General features: G+C 65.8%; 17 protein-coding genes. 10 read left to right on the top strand and 7 right to left on the bottom strand.

All coding sequences use genetic code 11. The annotated features are described in order from the left end of the window. Window positions 1-25: 25 nt before the first annotated feature. The 5 genes from QM721_RS02080 to QM721_RS02060 all read left to right on the top strand — a co-directional run bounded on the left by QM721_RS02080 (window position 26) and on the right by QM721_RS02060 (window position 5,223). The gene (locus QM721_RS02080) at window positions 26-985 is read left to right on the top strand and encodes a branched-chain amino acid ABC transporter permease (protein WP_415118492.1); all 960 of its coding nucleotides are present in this window, start codon (window positions 26-28) and stop codon (window positions 983-985) included. Beyond that, complete coding sequence (locus tag QM721_RS02075; RefSeq protein ID WP_415118490.1) at window positions 982-2,712, top strand: branched-chain amino acid ABC transporter permease; 1,731 nt, start codon at window positions 982-984, stop codon at window positions 2,710-2,712. The genes QM721_RS02080 and QM721_RS02075 overlap by 4 nt, the downstream gene beginning before the upstream one ends. 71 nt (window positions 2,713-2,783) lie before the next feature. Further along, a complete protein-coding gene (locus QM721_RS02070) occupies window positions 2,784-3,572 on the top strand; it encodes an ABC transporter ATP-binding protein (protein WP_415120088.1) in 789 nt (262 codons plus the stop codon). Then, window positions 3,556-4,278, top strand: coding sequence for an ABC transporter ATP-binding protein (locus QM721_RS02065; RefSeq protein WP_415118488.1), 723 nt, complete (start codon window positions 3,556-3,558; stop codon window positions 4,276-4,278). Before QM721_RS02070 ends, QM721_RS02065 begins: the two co-directional genes overlap by 17 nt. Before the next feature lie 75 nt (window positions 4,279-4,353). Then, the gene (locus QM721_RS02060; protein WP_415118486.1) at window positions 4,354-5,223 is read left to right on the top strand and encodes a mechanosensitive ion channel family protein; all 870 of its coding nucleotides are present in this window, start codon (window positions 4,354-4,356) and stop codon (window positions 5,221-5,223) included. 53 nt (window positions 5,224-5,276) lie between these two features. Here the strand turns inward: QM721_RS02060 and manA are convergent, their stop codons facing one another. After that, window positions 5,277-6,488, bottom strand: coding sequence for a mannose-6-phosphate isomerase, class I (manA, locus tag QM721_RS02055; RefSeq protein WP_415118484.1), 1,212 nt, complete (start codon window positions 6,486-6,488; stop codon window positions 5,277-5,279). Between the two features lie 35 nt (window positions 6,489-6,523). Continuing rightward, window positions 6,524-7,384, bottom strand: coding sequence for an EamA family transporter (locus QM721_RS02050; protein ID WP_415118482.1), 861 nt, complete (start codon window positions 7,382-7,384; stop codon window positions 6,524-6,526). A 319-nt stretch (window positions 7,385-7,703) separates the two neighbouring features. Between QM721_RS02050 and QM721_RS02045 the strand changes: the two genes are divergently transcribed. Then, window positions 7,704-8,318: an NUDIX hydrolase gene (locus QM721_RS02045; RefSeq protein ID WP_415118480.1), complete on the top strand. Its 615-nt coding sequence runs from the start codon at window positions 7,704-7,706 to the stop codon at window positions 8,316-8,318. A 35-nt stretch (window positions 8,319-8,353) separates the two neighbouring features. Here the strand turns inward: QM721_RS02045 and QM721_RS02040 are convergent, their stop codons facing one another. After that, entirely contained in the window at window positions 8,354-8,761 is a 408-nt protein-coding gene (locus QM721_RS02040) for an FxLYD domain-containing protein (protein ID WP_415118478.1), read from the bottom strand. A gap of 99 nt (window positions 8,762-8,860) precedes the next feature. On the opposite strand from QM721_RS02040, the gene QM721_RS02035 reads away from it, so the two are divergent. Then, window positions 8,861-9,118 (top strand): helix-turn-helix domain-containing protein, encoded by a 258-nt coding sequence (locus QM721_RS02035; RefSeq protein WP_415118476.1) that lies wholly within the window; start codon window positions 8,861-8,863, stop codon window positions 9,116-9,118. A gap of 127 nt (window positions 9,119-9,245) precedes the next feature. On the opposite strand, the gene QM721_RS02030 is transcribed toward QM721_RS02035, so the two are convergent. Continuing rightward, entirely contained in the window at window positions 9,246-10,568 is a 1,323-nt protein-coding gene (locus QM721_RS02030; RefSeq protein ID WP_415118474.1) for a glycosyltransferase family 2 protein, read from the bottom strand. 359 nt (window positions 10,569-10,927) lie between these two features. Between QM721_RS02030 and QM721_RS02025 the strand changes: the two genes are divergently transcribed. After that, window positions 10,928-11,893 carry a Gfo/Idh/MocA family protein gene (locus QM721_RS02025; protein ID WP_415118472.1) on the top strand — a complete coding sequence of 322 codons (966 nt, stop codon included), beginning with the start codon at window positions 10,928-10,930 and terminating at the stop codon, window positions 11,891-11,893. A 33-nt stretch (window positions 11,894-11,926) separates the two neighbouring features. After that, window positions 11,927-12,076, top strand: a complete 150-nt coding sequence (locus QM721_RS02020) for a winged helix-turn-helix transcriptional regulator (protein WP_415118470.1) — start codon at window positions 11,927-11,929, stop codon at window positions 12,074-12,076. A gap of 23 nt (window positions 12,077-12,099) precedes the next feature. On the opposite strand, the gene QM721_RS02015 is transcribed toward QM721_RS02020, so the two are convergent. Next, entirely contained in the window at window positions 12,100-13,107 is a 1,008-nt protein-coding gene (locus QM721_RS02015; RefSeq protein ID WP_415118468.1) for a zinc-binding alcohol dehydrogenase family protein, read from the bottom strand. 71 nt (window positions 13,108-13,178) lie between these two features. Here QM721_RS02015 and QM721_RS02010 point away from each other — a divergent pair, with 71 nt between their 5' ends. Continuing rightward, the gene (locus QM721_RS02010) at window positions 13,179-13,529 is read left to right on the top strand and encodes a winged helix-turn-helix transcriptional regulator (RefSeq protein WP_415118466.1); all 351 of its coding nucleotides are present in this window, start codon (window positions 13,179-13,181) and stop codon (window positions 13,527-13,529) included. Window positions 13,530-13,726: 197 nt separating this feature from the next. On the opposite strand, the gene QM721_RS02005 is transcribed toward QM721_RS02010, so the two are convergent. After that, window positions 13,727-14,221 (bottom strand): MarR family winged helix-turn-helix transcriptional regulator, encoded by a 495-nt coding sequence (locus tag QM721_RS02005; RefSeq protein WP_415118464.1) that lies wholly within the window; start codon window positions 14,219-14,221, stop codon window positions 13,727-13,729. Window positions 14,222-14,280: 59 nt separating this feature from the next. Then, complete coding sequence (locus tag QM721_RS02000; protein WP_415118462.1) at window positions 14,281-15,285, bottom strand: aldo/keto reductase; 1,005 nt, start codon at window positions 15,283-15,285, stop codon at window positions 14,281-14,283. Window positions 15,286-15,343: the final 58 nt, after the last annotated feature.

The raw sequence follows: 15,343 nt of genomic DNA, 5'->3' as shown, positions 1-15,343 counted from the left end.
CCCGCGGCACAACCAAGGAGACGGCGTGGATTACTTTCTACAGCAGTTGATCAACGGGCTGTCCCTCGGGTCGCTGTATGCCTTGATCGCGGTGGGCTACACGGTCGTCTACGGCATCGTGCAACTGATCAACTTCGCCCACGGCGAGATCTTCATGATCGGCGCATTCGGTTCGTACGCAACCTGGCTGATCATGGGGCAACCCACCGACTGGAGCCCGGCCATGTCGCTGCTCGTCATGGTGCCGGCGATGCTGATCGGCGGCATCGTGGCGTCGGTTGCGGTGGCGCTACTCACCGAACGATTCGCCTACCGCCCGCTGCGCAACGCTCCCCGGTTGGCCCCGCTGATCACAGCCATTGGCGTGTCGGTCTTCCTGCAAGAAGTCGTCCGGCTCTTCTACGGCTCCATTCCCGGCTTCCCCGACGCCAAGCGTGCGATTCCGTTCCCCTCCGTTCCCGGCATCTCCGACGAGATCCTGCACTTCGGCAATGTGACGATCCAGATGTCGGCACTCTTCACCATCGTCGCGCTGGCCGTCTGCACCGTTGTGCTGTGGTTCTTCGTCAACCGCAGCCAGACCGGGCGCGCCATGGTCGCCACGTCGCAAGATCCGGACACTGCCCGGTTGATGGGAATCAATGTGGACCGCGTGATCATGGCTGCTTTCGCCGTCGGGGCGACTCTGGCTGCGGTCGCCGGACTTGCCCACGGAATGTGGGTCGGCAACATCGACTTCCGAATGGGTTTTCTTGCCGGCCTCAAGGCGTTCACCGCCGCGGTATTGGGTGGCATCGGCAACATCAACGGTGCCGTGGTCGGTGGTCTCGTACTGGGCGTGGCCGAGGCGATGGCCACGTCATTCATTCCTGGACAGTTCGGCAGTTCGGCCTGGAAGGACGTGTGGGCCTTCGCGCTGCTGATCCTGGTGCTGGTCTTCCGCCCCCAGGGCCTGATGGGCACGAAGGTGGTGGACCGGGCATGACGTCGATCATCTCTGACGACCTCAAGGCGCGGTTCCGTGTTCCGGCTCGCTTCGCGGGCATCATCGGCTCCGTCGTGATGATCTCTTCTATCTTCTTGTCGTGGTCGTACGGCCATGGTGCCCTCGACGACGTGGGCTACTACGGGGCTCCCTCTCCCCTGCAATTATTCTTCGCCGTGCTGCCGCTGCTCAGCCTGACGCTGCTGGCGGTGCCGCTGCTCGGCAAACAGCGGCTGGGTCGCTGGGCCAGCGTGCTGGCCTGGAACACCACCGCCAAGACGGCGACCACGTGGTCGCTGGTGGCGGCCGGCGTGATGGTCGCGTCCATCGGCTTCAACCTCGGCGGGCTGGTCAACGTCGATCCAGGCGGCTGGCTGGCCATCGCGGGGGGAGTCATCGCCACCACGGCCGCGCTTTTTCTACCCGAGTCACCCGAGCCGTCCCTGTACCTGGTGAAGAGTCCCCAATGGCTCCAGATTCTGGCCATCGTGGTGCTGATGGCACTGTTCATGTTCGGAGCCGCTTATATTTTGGGGTTCGACGACGCTGGCGGTTTCATGACCTTCGCCACCTTCGTGGTCGGCTTGGCGCTGACCCTGCGAAAGTTCGGGGTGCTCGGCTGGCTGGGCATGGCAGCCGCTGCCAACAACCGGGTGCTGGTGCTGTCGGCCTTCGTGGTCGCCTTCGCCTTTCCGTTCACCCAGAACGGCTCGGACGCCAACATGTCGATCGCCTCCCAAGTGCTGATCTTCTCGGCGACCGCGCTGGGGCTGAACATCGTGGTCGGCCTGGTCGGCCTGCTCGACCTCGGCTACATCGCCTTCTTGGGTGCCGGCGCTTTCACCGCGGCGATACTGTCGGACTCGGCGTTCTCGACCGTCGATTGGTCGCCTCCGTTCTGGCTGACTGTGCTGATCGCGGGGACGGTCTCGAGCCTGCTCGGCCTGCTGATCGGAGCCCCGACGCTGCGGGTCTCCGGCGACTACCTGGCCATCGTCACCCTCGCGTTCGGCGAGATCTTCCGGATCACGATGAACAACCTGGACGGCAACGACGGCCCGAACCTCACCAACGGTTCGAACGGCATCTCCGACATTCCGAACTTGAACTTCTTCGGCTTCGACTTCGGCAAGGCACACGTCATGTTCGGCATCGACATCGGCCGGTTCGCCAACTACTACTGGCTGATGCTGGTGGTGATCGCCGTGATCATTGCCGTGTTCATGAACCTCAACTACTCGCGCATCGGTCGCGGCTGGGTGGCGATCCGTGAAGACGAATTGGCAGCCGAGGCGATGGGCGTCAATACCTTCGGGCTGAAGTTGCTCGCCTTTGCCGGTGGCGCCTTTCTGGCCGGCGTGGCAGGAGCGGTCAAGGCCCACTACGACGTGTCGGTGACCCCAGACCAATACGTGTTTCTCGAATCCGCGTTTCTGCTGGCAGCCGTGGTGCTCGGCGGCATGGGTACGGTGATGGGCGTTCTGATCGGTGCCACGATCCTCAAATTGCTGCCCGAGAAGCTCCGCTTCTTCTCCGAATACCGCCTGCTGCTGTTCGGGCTACTGATGGTGGTGATGATGCGGTTCCGGCCGGAGGGCATCGTTGCCGACGAGCGCCGGCAGTTGGAGTTTCACGACAGCGATAGCGACCTGGCCGACGAGGTCGAACAAGACCTGACCACACACCGCGCACATCTCAATCCAGAGCCGAAAGGATGGGCCCTGTGACCCAGGCGATCGGCAGCGACGGCCAGCACGTCGACACCGAGCAGGTGCTGCTCAGCGCATCCAAGGTCACCATGCGCTTCGGTGGCCTGACCGCGGTGAACAACGTGACCCTGGAGGTGCATCCGGGCGAGATCGTCGGACTGATCGGCCCTAACGGGGCGGGCAAGACGACCTTCTTCAACTGCCTCACCGGCCAGTACCGGCCCACCTCGGGCGAAGTGCGCTTCGACGGCGAGCTGTTGCCGCCCAAGCCACGCCTGGTCGTGCGCCGCGGAATGGCCCGCACCTTTCAGAACATTCGGTTGTTCCACAACATGACGGCGCTCGAGAACGTGATGGTCGGCATGTACAGCCGGACCAGCGCGAATGCCCTCGACGCCGTCTTCCGGCTGCCCCGGCATCGTCGCGAAGAGGTGGCCAGCACCACCCGGGCCAAGGAGCTACTGGCCTTCGTCGGTTTGACCAAGGCGGCCGACTCACTGTCACGCAACCTGCCCTACGGCGACCAGCGACGGCTCGAGATCGCCCGGGCACTGGCCACCGAACCCCGGCTGCTCCTGCTGGACGAGCCGACAGCGGGCATGAACCCGCAAGAGACCCGGCAGGCCGAGGAGCTGATCTTCAAGATTCGTGATCTGGGGCTCGCCGTGCTGGTGATCGAGCACGACATGCGGTTCATCTTCAATTTGTGCGAGCGGGTCTGCTGCCTGGTGCGAGGGGAGGTGCTCGTCGAGGGGCCTGGCCCGGTGGTGCAGAGCGACCCACGCGTGATCGAGGCCTACATCGGCACGTCCGACACCGATGACGACGAAGCGGCAGGTCCGGGCGAGACCTCAGACAAGGATGGTTTTGATGCTTGAGGTGAAGCAGTTGGTGGTGGCCTACGGCCGGGTCAATGCCGTCAAGGGCATCGACTTCACCGTGGAGCAGGGACAGGTCGTCACCCTGCTCGGAACCAACGGGGCGGGCAAGTCCACCACGCTGCGGGCGATCTCGGGGCTGCTCAAGCAGGTCAGCGGCGAGATTTGGTTTCAAGGTGAACGACTCGACCGGCAACCGGCTCACCGCATCGTCGAGCGCGGCGTCGCCCAGTCGCCCGAGGGACGCCGCCTGTTCCGGCAGATGACGGTCGAAGACAACCTCAAATTGGGCGCCTACTCGCGCTCACGCCGGGAATCGGCGGCGGTGCGCGCCGACATGGACCGAATCTACGACCTGTTCCCGGTGCTCGGGGAACGCCGCAACGAGCGGGCGGGCCTGTTCTCGGGCGGTGAACAACAGATGCTGGCAATCGGCCGCGCGATGATGAGCCGGCCCAAACTACTGATGCTCGACGAACCATCCATGGGGTTGTCACCGCTCATGACGCAGCGGATCATGGCGACCATCAAGGCGCTGCAGTCCGAGGGCGTCACGATTTTGCTGGTCGAGCAGAACGCGGCGGCGGCACTCAAGCTCTCCGACCGGGCTTACGTGCTCGAGGTCGGCCACATCACTCTGGACGGCACCGGCCAGCAGTTGCTCGGCGACGACCGGGTGAAGCGGGCCTACCTCGGCGAGAACTGAGCGCACCTGCCGCCCGTCCGCCCTCCTCGGCGCGTTGGCCGCTGAACGAACGTCCGGCCCCGCAAGAATGGCGGCATGGTGCCGTTGACGATCGAATTCAACTGGCCGGAGACCCCGATCGCGATCGCCATCACCTTGGTGGTGGCCATCGGCGGGCGCTGGTTGCTGGTGCGTGCCATCAAGCGCGGCGCCGAGGTGGCCGTCAGCCGGGCCAAGCAGCGCAGACTGGCCCAGGGTGGCGATGACGCCGCCGACTACACCGTGCGACACGCGGCCCGGGCCGCCACCATGGGCTCACTGCTGCGCAGCGTCACCAACGTCAGCATCGCCCTACTGGCCGCGCTCACCGTGATGGCCATTCTGAACATTCCACTCACGCCGATTCTCGCCTCAGCCGGGGTGGGCGGCGTGGCGCTCGGCTTCGGGGCCCAGAGCCTGGTCAAGGACTACCTGTCGGGAATCTTCATGATCGTCGAGGACCAGTACGGGGTCGGCGACCTGGTCGACCTGGGTGAGGCCAGCGGAACCATCGAGGACGTCGGCCTGCGGGTCACCCGGCTACGGGACGGCAACGGCCAGGTCTGGTACATCCGCAATGGCGAGATCGTGCGGGTGGGCAATCAGTCGCAGGGGTGGTCGACCGCCATCGTCGACATTCCGGTCTCGTCGAGCGAAGACTCGGCTCGGGTGATCGACATACTTCAGGGCGTCTGCGCCGAAATTCACGCCAACCCCGACTACGCCAAGGTGCTGCTCGAACAGCCCCGCGTGGTGGGGGTGCAGTCGGTCGATGCGGGCCGCATGACCCTTCGGGTCGTCGCCAAGACTCAGCCCAACCAGCAGGCCGGCGTGGAACGCGCCATTCTCGACCGCGACCTGCAGGCGCTCAAGGATGCCGGCATCAAGGGTCCGCGGGTGCTGCCCGCTCCCCCAGCGCTGGAGTGAATCAAGCGGTGTGATCCCCCCGGGCACTCACGGTGCACCGGTATTCACCACGGTCAGACCGGCGCTGAGCCTGTGGTCGCGAGCCACACCCGGCCGGTGCCGCTGATCTGCACGTCCTTCTCACTAGCCGGAACGAACACCGCACAGCCCTTCGCAAGCGGCGCTGAACCGTCCCGGCCGTTGACGGCGATCGAGCCCGATTCGACCAGCACGATCGCCGGGCCGCTACCGATTCGCTGCTCCTGGTCGGCCAACTCGCAGACGGTGAGCGCGAAGGGTGCCGGCGGTGCGTAGACCGTCAGATGAGCAGCCGGCCGGCGGGGGGCCAGCAATGACGGATCGCCCTGCTCGAACGACAACACCCGGAGCAGCTCCTGGTTGTCGACATGTTTGGGGGTCAAACCACCGCGCAGCACGTTGTCGCTGGCGGTCATCAGCTCGATTCCGACACCCCGCAGATACGCATGCAGCGTGCCGGCCGGCGCGTACAAACACTCCCCGCGCCGCAGGGTAACCCGGTTGAGCAGCGCGGCGATCACCACCCCCGGATCGTCGGGGTAATGCGCGTTCAGCTCGGCGACGGTGGCGAAGGTGGTTGCGCTGCGCAACCCGGCGACGGCACCGTCGCGGGCGACCGCGGTGACCGCCGCCACACAATCGGCGGCGTCGGGCCGGCCAGACAACAACCAGTCCACCACGGGTTCCACCGCAGTGGGGACGTCCCGCAACCGCAGCAACGGCGCCGTTGCGGTGGTGGACGCAGCCAAGACGCTGGCCAGGTCTTCGGCGAAGACAGCAACCTCGTCGGCCGGCCGGAAGCCGCACAGCGCTTCGAAGGTCTCACTGACCGCGACGATGATCTCGGGCTTCGGGTGGGGATCTTTGTAGCTGCGGCTGAAGGCTTCGGCGGCAACACCGCGCGCCACCTCGTCGGCGTAACCCTGTTGCGCCTGCTCGGCGCTCGGGTGCACCTGCAGCGACAGCGGCGTGCGAGCGGCCAGCACCTTGAGCAGAATGGGCAACTCGGCCGCTTCGGCCGATCCGAGCAACCCTTCGGGGTCGGCGGCCACCCAGTCGCGCAGGTTCGCGTGGGCGCTCGCCGATGACGGGAAGGTGCGCGGGGTGTGACTGGGCGACCCCGGGTGGGTGCCGAACCACAACTCAGCCTCAGGAGCGCCACTGGCCGGACGTCCGGTGAACGCAGCGATTCCGTCGAAAGCCCCCCACGCGTAGTCGCGCGGCGTATTCGTAAGTTCAATAAACATCGGGTACAACTTACTCAATTCGGTGATGTAGCCCGTCAGTCGATCAAAGCCGGCTCACACGCCCGGCGCGAGCAGGTCGCGCCCACACTGGCCACCACCACGCACGCCATGGCGAAAATCTCGATCAGCCTCAACCCCTCGCCCAGCACCAGGAGCGCGAACAGCGCGGCGGCAGCCGGCTCCAGGCTCATCAGAATGCCGAACAGCCCGGGCGCGATGCGCCGCAGTGCCACCATCTCGAGCCCGTAGGGAATCACCGACGACAACAATCCGACCGCCAGCGCCACCCCGAACACCTGCGGATTAAACGCCGGAGACCCCAGCAGCAGGGCCGGCCCCGACAGCAGCACCGCCCCGATCAGGCTGGCCACGGTGACCCCCGACACCCCTTCGAAGACCCGGCCGGTGGGCCCGGCCAACAGAATGTAGCCGGCCCACAGGGCACCGGCCAGCAGCGCCAGGCCGAGACCGATCCAGTCCGGGTCGATCGGCTGCAGGCCGAGCAGCACCACCCCCACCGCGGCCAGGCTCACCCAGAGCAGATCGCGAAACCGACGTGAACCGAACACTGCCACGACTAGCGGCCCCAGAAACTCCACCGTGACGGCCACTCCGATCGGAATGCGCGCGAAACTCTCATAGATCGCCCAGTTCATTCCCGCGAGCGCCACCCCGTAGGCGCCCACCGTCCACCACTCCCGAGCCCGGCGCCCCCGCACCCGCGGCCGGGCGAAGGTGAGAAAGATCAGCGCGGCGAAGCAGAGCCGCAGCCAGGCCGTCGCGGTGGGCGTGGTGCTGGCGAACAGATCCTTGGCGAAGGCCGCGCCCAGTTGCACCGAGGCGATGCCGATCAACACCATCCACACCGGATCGATCCGAGCAAGAACGGCACGCACGGGTGGACTATGCCACATGCGATCCGAACGGGCCGCGCCGGGCTTCACGCACAGGTCAAAGACGTGCCGTTCCATGTTGCCGCCGCGAGTTCACCGGCGAGCCATCCCTTGTGAAAAGCACCAACCAGCACAACCACCGCCCGGTTGAACCACTCAGAAACCCCTTGCCAAAAGGGTATATCGGGGGCGTCGACGAGCTCGACCAGCGAAAGATCAGCGCCTCTCTAGAACGCTGTCTCGACAACCGTTATAGTCAACCAGCGTTATAGTCAACCAGACTAATGAAGTTTCTCAGCCCGACGTCGAGAAGAGCGAACAGATGGCCAACCCCGGTTCACTGGTGTCGGTGGACGTGATCGCACTGCGCTACAACCCGCGACTGCGCCGGGTCGAGATGGCCACCAAGCCACGCACCAGCGAACCGTTCCTCGGCAAACCGGCCCTGCCCGGCGTGCTGTTGCAAGAGGGCGAGCGCCTGGCTGCTGCCGCCCACCGCGCCGTCACCACCAAGGTGGGCTTCGACGTGTCCGCCCTGGGTCAGTTGACGGTCTTCGACGAGCCCAACCGCGACCCACGCGGCTACTCCCTTTCGGTCGCCATGTGGGCGGTCGGTGACGGTGACGCCGACTGGTACGGCTTCGACGACGTCGTCAACCTCGCCTTCGACCACAACGTGATGCTGTTCGAGTGCCGTCCGCTATTGGTCGACATGCTGTGGCGCGACCTGGAGTTCACCCGCGCCCTGACCGGCCCGGCGTTCCCCGTTTCTGCGGCCGTCGGCATCACCCACACGCTCAGCGGAATAGCGCCCGACCGTGGCAACCTGAACCGCCGGCTGGCCGCGCTGCGCGGCTTGACCGTCAGCAACAAACGAGTCGTGCTGGGCCGTGGCCGCCCCGGCACCGTGTGGGAGTGGCAGGCATCGGCTGCCTGAGCCGTTCACGAACCCTGCGTCGGTAGGGCAGTGCTTCAGGCTCCGGTCACCTCCTTGAACTTCACCTTGGCAACCCCGGTCTTCAGGCACGCCGCTTCGAACTTCCAGGTTCCGTTGGCGTCGATGCTGTTGGTGTTGGCAAGACAGTCGCCGAGGTTGTTGCCCTTCTTGTCATACGACTTGAAGGTGACTTGCGCATAGGTCTCAATGGCATCGCCGTGGTTCTTGACGATGCCCACGACCTTGGCGTAACCGTAGCTGCGCTGCACCTTCCAGCCCTTCTGCAGAACCAGGCCCTTTTGCTCGACCTCCTGCTCGGCAGGTGACGAGGCCGTCGACTTGGTACTGGACGCACTGCTGGCCGACTGTGGCGCACCCGAGGTGCCCGCAGAACAACCGACGAGAAGGGCAGCGCCCGATAGAGCGGCAACCAAAGCCTTCATGTTTTAGAACTCCTTCGATGAGAGATGGCCACCTAACCATATCTGAAAGGCCTGATATAAAGGGTGTTGTATTACAGGCCGTCTCTGCACGATGGCTGGGTGCCCTGGTCCGAGCCGAGCGCGAAACAGCTCGGCGCAACGCTGAGGCGGTTGCGCGAAGAGCGAGGGCTGTCACAAGAGTCCCTCGCGTTTCGCGCGGGCATCACCAAGAATCAGCTTCAGTTGATCGAGGCCGGCCGCTCGTCAGGACGGCGCGACGCCACCGGATCGTCGAACCCGCGATTGTCCACTCTGGTCGGGCTGGCCGAGGTACTTGGTCTGTCGGTGTCACGTATGCTCGCCGACGCCGACCTCTAGGGTCGCGCTGGTTTCGCCGATCGAGCTTGTCGAGACCGCGAATATGTTCCCCCGGCAAGGGGTTTCGATCATCCAATAGCAGCCCAGCAATCAATCGGGCCGACGACCCGACAGGCCTGAGTGAACCTCAGTCTTCGGGGCGCAGCTCAGGCTTGGGCCGGTCGCGCAGTGGACGGTTCAGCGGGAGCAGCCGTCCGGTGTGGTGCTCGGCCTCGATCTCGGACAGGCTCAACCGCACCGTGTGGGGAATGTCGTGCCAGGTGGAATCGCGATACACCAGGGCCACCAGCATCAGCACCCACCAGATGCCCAGATGAAGCGGGAACAGCACCACGGTCTTCCACATGCCCGGCCAGCGGGCGTCTTCGAGCAGCACGGTGACCCAGCCGAACAGGCCGGTGAACACGTACGAGAACAGGCCGAAAGCTCCTGCCGTCAACACCATCAGATCCCACCGCCCGGTGCGAGCCGCCAGCAGCAGACCGAATGCCATGCCCGACCAGCCGGCAATCGCCGAAACCAGCAAGCCGACGCTGTAGATCAGGCCGTCGATGGCGCGACGATCCCCGGAACGAACCCGACGCCACAGCCGGGGGGTACAGATCGGCACTATCTGCACCCCGCCCAGGGCCCACCGGTAGCGCTGTTTGATGGACGTCCACAGCCCCTGCGGCTGCTCGTCGAAGAACACCGCCCGGGGTTCGAGAACGGCGCGATGACCGTCCGCGATCGCGTTGAGGGTGAACTCGATGTCTTCGCACTGGGTCAGGGTGTTCCACCCCTTGCCGTCGAGAACAGACAGCAGAAAGCCGAAGCCGGTGCCGCTGACCGAGAACAGCGACCAGCCGAACCGGTTGCGGGGCAGGTGAAAGAAGCGGGTCTGCAACAGCCAGTACAAGGTGCTGCAGCCGGCCACCCACGAGGACGACGGGTTCTTCCCGGTGCGGTACCCCACCACGATGGTCTCGCCGGCGTTGAACCGGGTGTTGAGCGCGGTCAGAAAGCCGACCTCGACCACGTTGTCGGCGTCGAACACCACGCACGCGTCGTAGGCCCCGGCATGTTCGACCAGGAAGCGCTCGAAGAACCACTTCATCGCGAAGCCCTTGCCCTTGCGCTTGGCGTCGGTGCGCTCGTAGACGTAGGCGCCGGCCTTGCGGCAGATCTCGGCGGTGTCGTCGGTGCAGTTGTCGGCCACCACGAACACGTCGTAGAGCTCGCGGGGGTAATCGAGGTTCTCCACGGTGATCAACAACTGGTCGATCACACTGGACTCGTTCTTGGCGCACACCAGAATCGCGAAGCGATGCTGCGGCTCACCGGGCTTGGGTTCGGGCAGCTTCAACTCGCCGAACGCGTTGAGCCCCACGATCACGTGGTACAGCCCGTAGACGCCGCCGATCACCATGATCGTCTGGAGAGTCCAGGCGATCACGTCGAACCAGGGCACCGGCACGCTCCTTGCTGCTGGGGGCACCGGAGATCCGGTGTTGGAGTTGCCAGTCTAGGGTGCCGCCGCCGGAGTCGGGTATGGCGGGCCGCGGCGCACGCTGCGCGAACGTTTCGGCACTCCACACTCGCTCCCCGACCGGTCAGCGCCGCAGCCAGGGAGGGCGTGAGAAGGTGAACGTGCCCGGACGGCACGGCGCGCCACCGGGTGGCCCCCACAAGCGCCGTCACTCACGAGAGGAGTGAGTGTCATGGAACTGACGAGGCGCTCGTCCACCACGCTGATCGGGTTCGGCGCCGGCTTCCAGCTATGCAGGGCCGCCAAGGCCGTGGCACCCGTTCCTGGTCAGGTTGCCTAACATGCTCCAGTTCGGGGTCGTCGGCACCAATGTGATCAGCGAGTGGTTCGCGGGGGCATGCCGCGCCACCGGCGGACGAGCCGAAGCCGTCGCGGTGTGCTCGCGCGAGCTGACCCGCGCCAGGGATTTCGCAGACCGCATCGGCGCCCCGCGGGCGTTCGACGACCTGGCCGCGATGGCGCAGGCCGTCGACGCGGTGTACATCGCCAGCCCCAACGCACTGCACCGCGAGCAGGCGGTGCTGGCCGCCGAGGCCGGCCGGCATGTGCTGGTGGAGAAGACCATGGGCACCTCGCTGCCGCAGGTGCAGAGCATCTTCGCAGCCGCTGAACGCGCCGGCGTGGTGGCGATGGAGGCCATGCGCAACGTGCACACCCCGGCCCACCGCCTGCTGCGCGAGGCACTCCCCCGGCTCGGCACACTGCGGCACGCCCGCTTCGAGAAGCTGCAGTACTCCTCGCGTTACGACCGGTTCAGGGCGGGCGTGACGCTGAACGCGTTCGACCCGGCCCTGGGCAACTCGGCGCTGGCCGACATCGGCGTCTACTGCCTGCAACCCGCACTCGACCTGTTCGGCGCACCGCTGCGCACGGTCGGCGCGAGCCTGTGGCTGAGCAACGGCTTCGAGGCCGGCGGCAGCCTCTTGCTCGACTACCGCACCCTGGTCGTCGATCTCGCGTACTCGAAGGTCGCCTCGGGGCTGGGCCCCTCGACAATCACCGGCGAGGACGCCTCGCTGAGCTTCGACGACCCGGGAGAACTGTCACGCGTGGTGCTGCACGAGCGCGGTGGCCGCGAGACCGTGCTGCTGGACGGCCCGCCGGTGGGCCCGGCCGACACCATGGTGCACGAGGTGCTCGCCTTCGCCGACCAGGTGGACGCCGGTGCCACCGACCCGCACTGGCGCGAGCTCAGCCTGCTGGCCCGGCGGGTGATGGACGAGCAACTCGGTCGCCGGACGTCCTGACGCTGGTCGACTCACACCGAACCGTTGGCGTCGGTGTTGAGTACCAGGCCCCCTCGGGTCAAGTATTCCCTCACCGACCTCGGCAGTTCGCTCACGGTGCCGCTGCGGTCGGTGGCTGAATGGGCCCAAGCCAATCGTGCACAGATCACGGCGAACCGTCGCGAGTGGGATGCCACCATCTGACAGCCTGCTCCGCCAGCGTGCTGCTACGCCCACTCGTGGATGACAACCTTCCCGACCGTCCGTCCGCTCTCGACCAGTTCGTGCGCTTCGCGCAGCGTGGCGGCAGAGATCGGGGTGAGCCTCGTCGTGGTCGTCGGCCGAATCCGGCCCTGATCCACGAGGTCAGCGACCGCGTTCAAGAGATGGCGCTGCTCGATCAGGTCGGGGGTCTGCCGCAGCGGGCGGGTGAACATGAGTTCCCAGTGCCAGGCGATGCTCTTGCCCTTGAGCGGGAACACGTCGCGCGGCCCGTCGTCGATCGCCACGATGTGCCCGAACGGCCGCACGATCTGCGCATAGCTCTCGACCTGGCCTTCGGAATGCGCGGTGAACAGCCAGTCCACCCCGTCCGGCGCGACCGCGAACACGTGCGCGGCCAGAGCGTCGCGGTGGTTCACAACGTGCTCCGCCCCGAGACTGCGCACCCACGCGGCGCGCTCAGCATCGGAAGCCGTGGCGATCACCGTGACGTGCGGCAGGAGCACTTCGGCCAGTGCGAGCATGATCGACCCGACCCCGCCCGTCGCGCCGATCACCAGCAACGTTCCGGTCGATTCCTCGGTGAGGGCGAACCGGTCAAACAACGTCTCCCAAGCGGTGATCGCAGTCAACGGCAGGGCCGCGGCGTCGGCCATCGAGAGCGTCTGCGGCTTGCGGCCGGTGATCCTCTCGTCCACGACATGCAGACGCTGGTTCGTGCCGGGCCGGTCGATGCTGCCCGCGTAGAACACCTCGTCACCCGGCGCGAACAGCGACACCGCCGACCCAACCTCACGAACCGTGCCCGCGGCATCAAAACCGAGCACCCTGAACCCGCCAGAGGGAGCACCGGCCCGCAGTTTGACATCGACCGGGTTCACCGACACCGCCTCGACCTCGACCAACAGGTCGTGCGGTCCGAGTGTGGGCACCTCGACCTCGCGGGTGAGGAACGCCTCGGGGTCGGTGGCGGGCAGGTTCTTGTCGTATCCAATAGCAGTCGTCGTCGTCATGAGATCAATGGTTCCTTGCGCATACTGGTTACCGTCAAGAACATCTAGTACCTATCGGGTACCATTAAGGTGTGAGTCAGATCGTGGACGAGTGCAAACGCAACGACGTGTATGCGGCCATGTGCCCGTGCCGCGACATGCTCGACCTACTGGCCAACAAATGGAGTGCCCTGGCCATCGGCGCACTCGCGGACGGGCCACAACGCAACGGGCAACTCAAACGACGCCTGGAGGGCATCAGCCCCAAAATGCTCTCGCAGACGCTCAAACGCCTCGAAGACCACGGGCTGCTCACGCGCACCGTCTACCCCGAGGTTCCCGCCCGTGTGGAGTACGAACTCACCGACCTCGGGCACAGCGCCGCTGCACCGTTGAAGCAGCTACGCGACTGGGTCGAACGCAACACCGGAACCGACAAGTAGCGACCTGCCTTCGGCGCTACTCCGAGGCAGGCACCCGCGCAGCGCGGCCCCATTAGCGTGCTCGAATGCTGACCGACGAACCGTTGAGTCTCCCACGTCGCGAGACCTCAAACAGAATGCTCTCACTAGGGGTTTCGACGAACTCAACCAGCGAGGGGTTGCCTTGATCAGCGCCGCGCCATTGCGAGGCCGGGGCGCTACTCGTTGTCTCTGAGCGTATGGGTTGCGCGATCGAGGAGGTCGCGCAGCAGGTGGCGTTCGTGCTCGGTGTAGGTGTTGGCGAGGCGCTGTTCGATGCTGCGTGTTTCCACATCGGCGCGGAGGGCGAGTTCTTCGCCTGCGGGGGTGAGCGTGGTGACGAGCACTTTGTTGTGCAGCTTGGACGGTACGCGCTCGATGAGCTGTTTCTGTTCGAGTTTGCCGAGTACCTGCGCCATGGTTTGCGGGGTCACTGCCGCGTTGCGGGCGAGCTGGGCCGACGACTGGCCGGGCACGTAGTACAGCGCGACGAGCGCGGCGTATTGCGCAACGGTGAGGTCGAAGGCTCGGAGCGCATCGGACTTCGCGGCCATGAGGGCTTGTTCTGCCGTTTTGATGTGCGAGCCGATCCGCGCGTCGAGGTCGGCGGCGAACTCGTCCTCACCGCGACGCGGGGCAGGCAGGCGGAACGGTTCGGGAACAGTGTCAGGCACCTCATTAGGATAACGAGCCTGTGATTCAGACCCCTGGCACTCTCGCCGGACGGGCATGGTCAGTAGCGGCTGCCGCTCGGCGCGGGAAGCGTGTCGAGGGTCTGTCGTTCATCGTCTGTGAGGAGCAGCTCGAGCGCACCGAGGTTGTCGCGCAGGTGCGCGCTTTTGCGGGTGCCGGGGATGGGGATGATGTGCTCGCCCAGCCCGAGAAGCCAGGAGAGTGCAACCTGGGCCGACGTGGCACAGTGCGCCTCAGCGATCCCGGCCACGGTGTCACTGATCGTCTGATTGTGCGCGAAGGCTTCAGCGGTGAACCGAGGGCTCGCGGTGCGGAAGTCGCTCGCTTCGAACGTTCCGGGGTCGAGGGTGCCTGTGAGGTAGCCGCGCCCGAGTGGGGCGAACGGCACGAACGCAACGTCGTGCTCGCGTGTCCAGTGAAGCAGGTTGCCACCCGCGCTGCTGCCGCCTCCGGCGAAGTCGCCACCTGCTGCGGTGCCGCCGGTGATCGGGTCGCGCGTCCAGACCGAGAGTTCGGACTGGATCGCAGCGACGGGGTGGATCGCGTGCGCAGTCTCGGCCTGGCCGATGGTCACTTCGGAGAGTCCGAGGGATCCAAGTTTGCCCTCGGCAACGAGGTTGGCGAGGGCTCCCCAGCTCTCGGCGAGTGGCACGTTCGGGTCGATGCGGTGGAGGTAGTAGAGGTCGATCCGGTCGACACCGAGATGGGTCAGTCCGTCTTCGACATGCTGACGTAGCGCTTCCGGACGGCCGTCGCGACGCATCCGCCTGCTGGCGAGGTCGACGGTCATGCCACCCTTGGACGCGATCACAACGTCGCCGCGACGCCCTCGGATCGCGTCGCCGACGAGGCGTTCGTTGTGGCCGTCGCCGTAGACGCGAGCGGTGTCGATGAGCTGCACGCCCGCATCGAGCGCTTCCCGGATCACCCGGATCGACGCGGCGTCATCACGCCCTGATTCCGCGTATCCCCAGCTCATACCCATGCAGCCCAGCCCCAGCGGGGATACCCGCGTGCCTGTGGTTCCGATCGTCCGCGCTTCCATATCAACCTCCGAATGTCTATCAGTTCCCTGCTACTATACAGGACACTGATCATAGATG

Source organism: Micropruina sp. (assembly GCF_047602085.1).
Classification (GTDB): Bacteria; Actinomycetota; Actinomycetes; order Propionibacteriales; family Propionibacteriaceae; genus Micropruina.
The sequence above is the reverse complement of the archived record's forward strand: the minus strand, read 5'-3'. Positions and strand labels throughout refer to the sequence as shown.

Bases quoted from the DNA above. Each gene is read 5' to 3' on its own strand.
- QM721_RS02000 (WP_415118462.1), bottom strand. From the start codon at position 15,285: ATGGAAGCGCGGACGATCGGAACCACAGGCACGCGGGTATCCCCGCTG.
- QM721_RS02070 (WP_415120088.1), top strand. From the start codon at position 2,784: ATGCGCTTCGGTGGCCTGACCGCGGTGAACAACGTGACCCTGGAGGTG.
- QM721_RS02065 (WP_415118488.1), top strand. From the start codon at position 3,556: ATGGTTTTGATGCTTGAGGTGAAGCAGTTGGTGGTGGCCTACGGCCGG.
- manA (WP_415118484.1), bottom strand. From the start codon at position 6,488: ATGTTTATTGAACTTACGAATACGCCGCGCGACTACGCGTGGGGGGCT.
- QM721_RS02075 (WP_415118490.1), top strand. From the start codon at position 982: ATGACGTCGATCATCTCTGACGACCTCAAGGCGCGGTTCCGTGTTCCG.
- QM721_RS02040 (WP_415118478.1), bottom strand. From the start codon at position 8,761: ATGAAGGCTTTGGTTGCCGCTCTATCGGGCGCTGCCCTTCTCGTCGGT.
- QM721_RS02060 (WP_415118486.1), top strand. From the start codon at position 4,354: ATGGTGCCGTTGACGATCGAATTCAACTGGCCGGAGACCCCGATCGCG.
- QM721_RS02045 (WP_415118480.1), top strand. From the start codon at position 7,704: ATGGCCAACCCCGGTTCACTGGTGTCGGTGGACGTGATCGCACTGCGC.
- QM721_RS02015 (WP_415118468.1), bottom strand. From the start codon at position 13,107: ATGACGACGACGACTGCTATTGGATACGACAAGAACCTGCCCGCCACC.
- QM721_RS02025 (WP_415118472.1), top strand. From the start codon at position 10,928: ATGCTCCAGTTCGGGGTCGTCGGCACCAATGTGATCAGCGAGTGGTTC.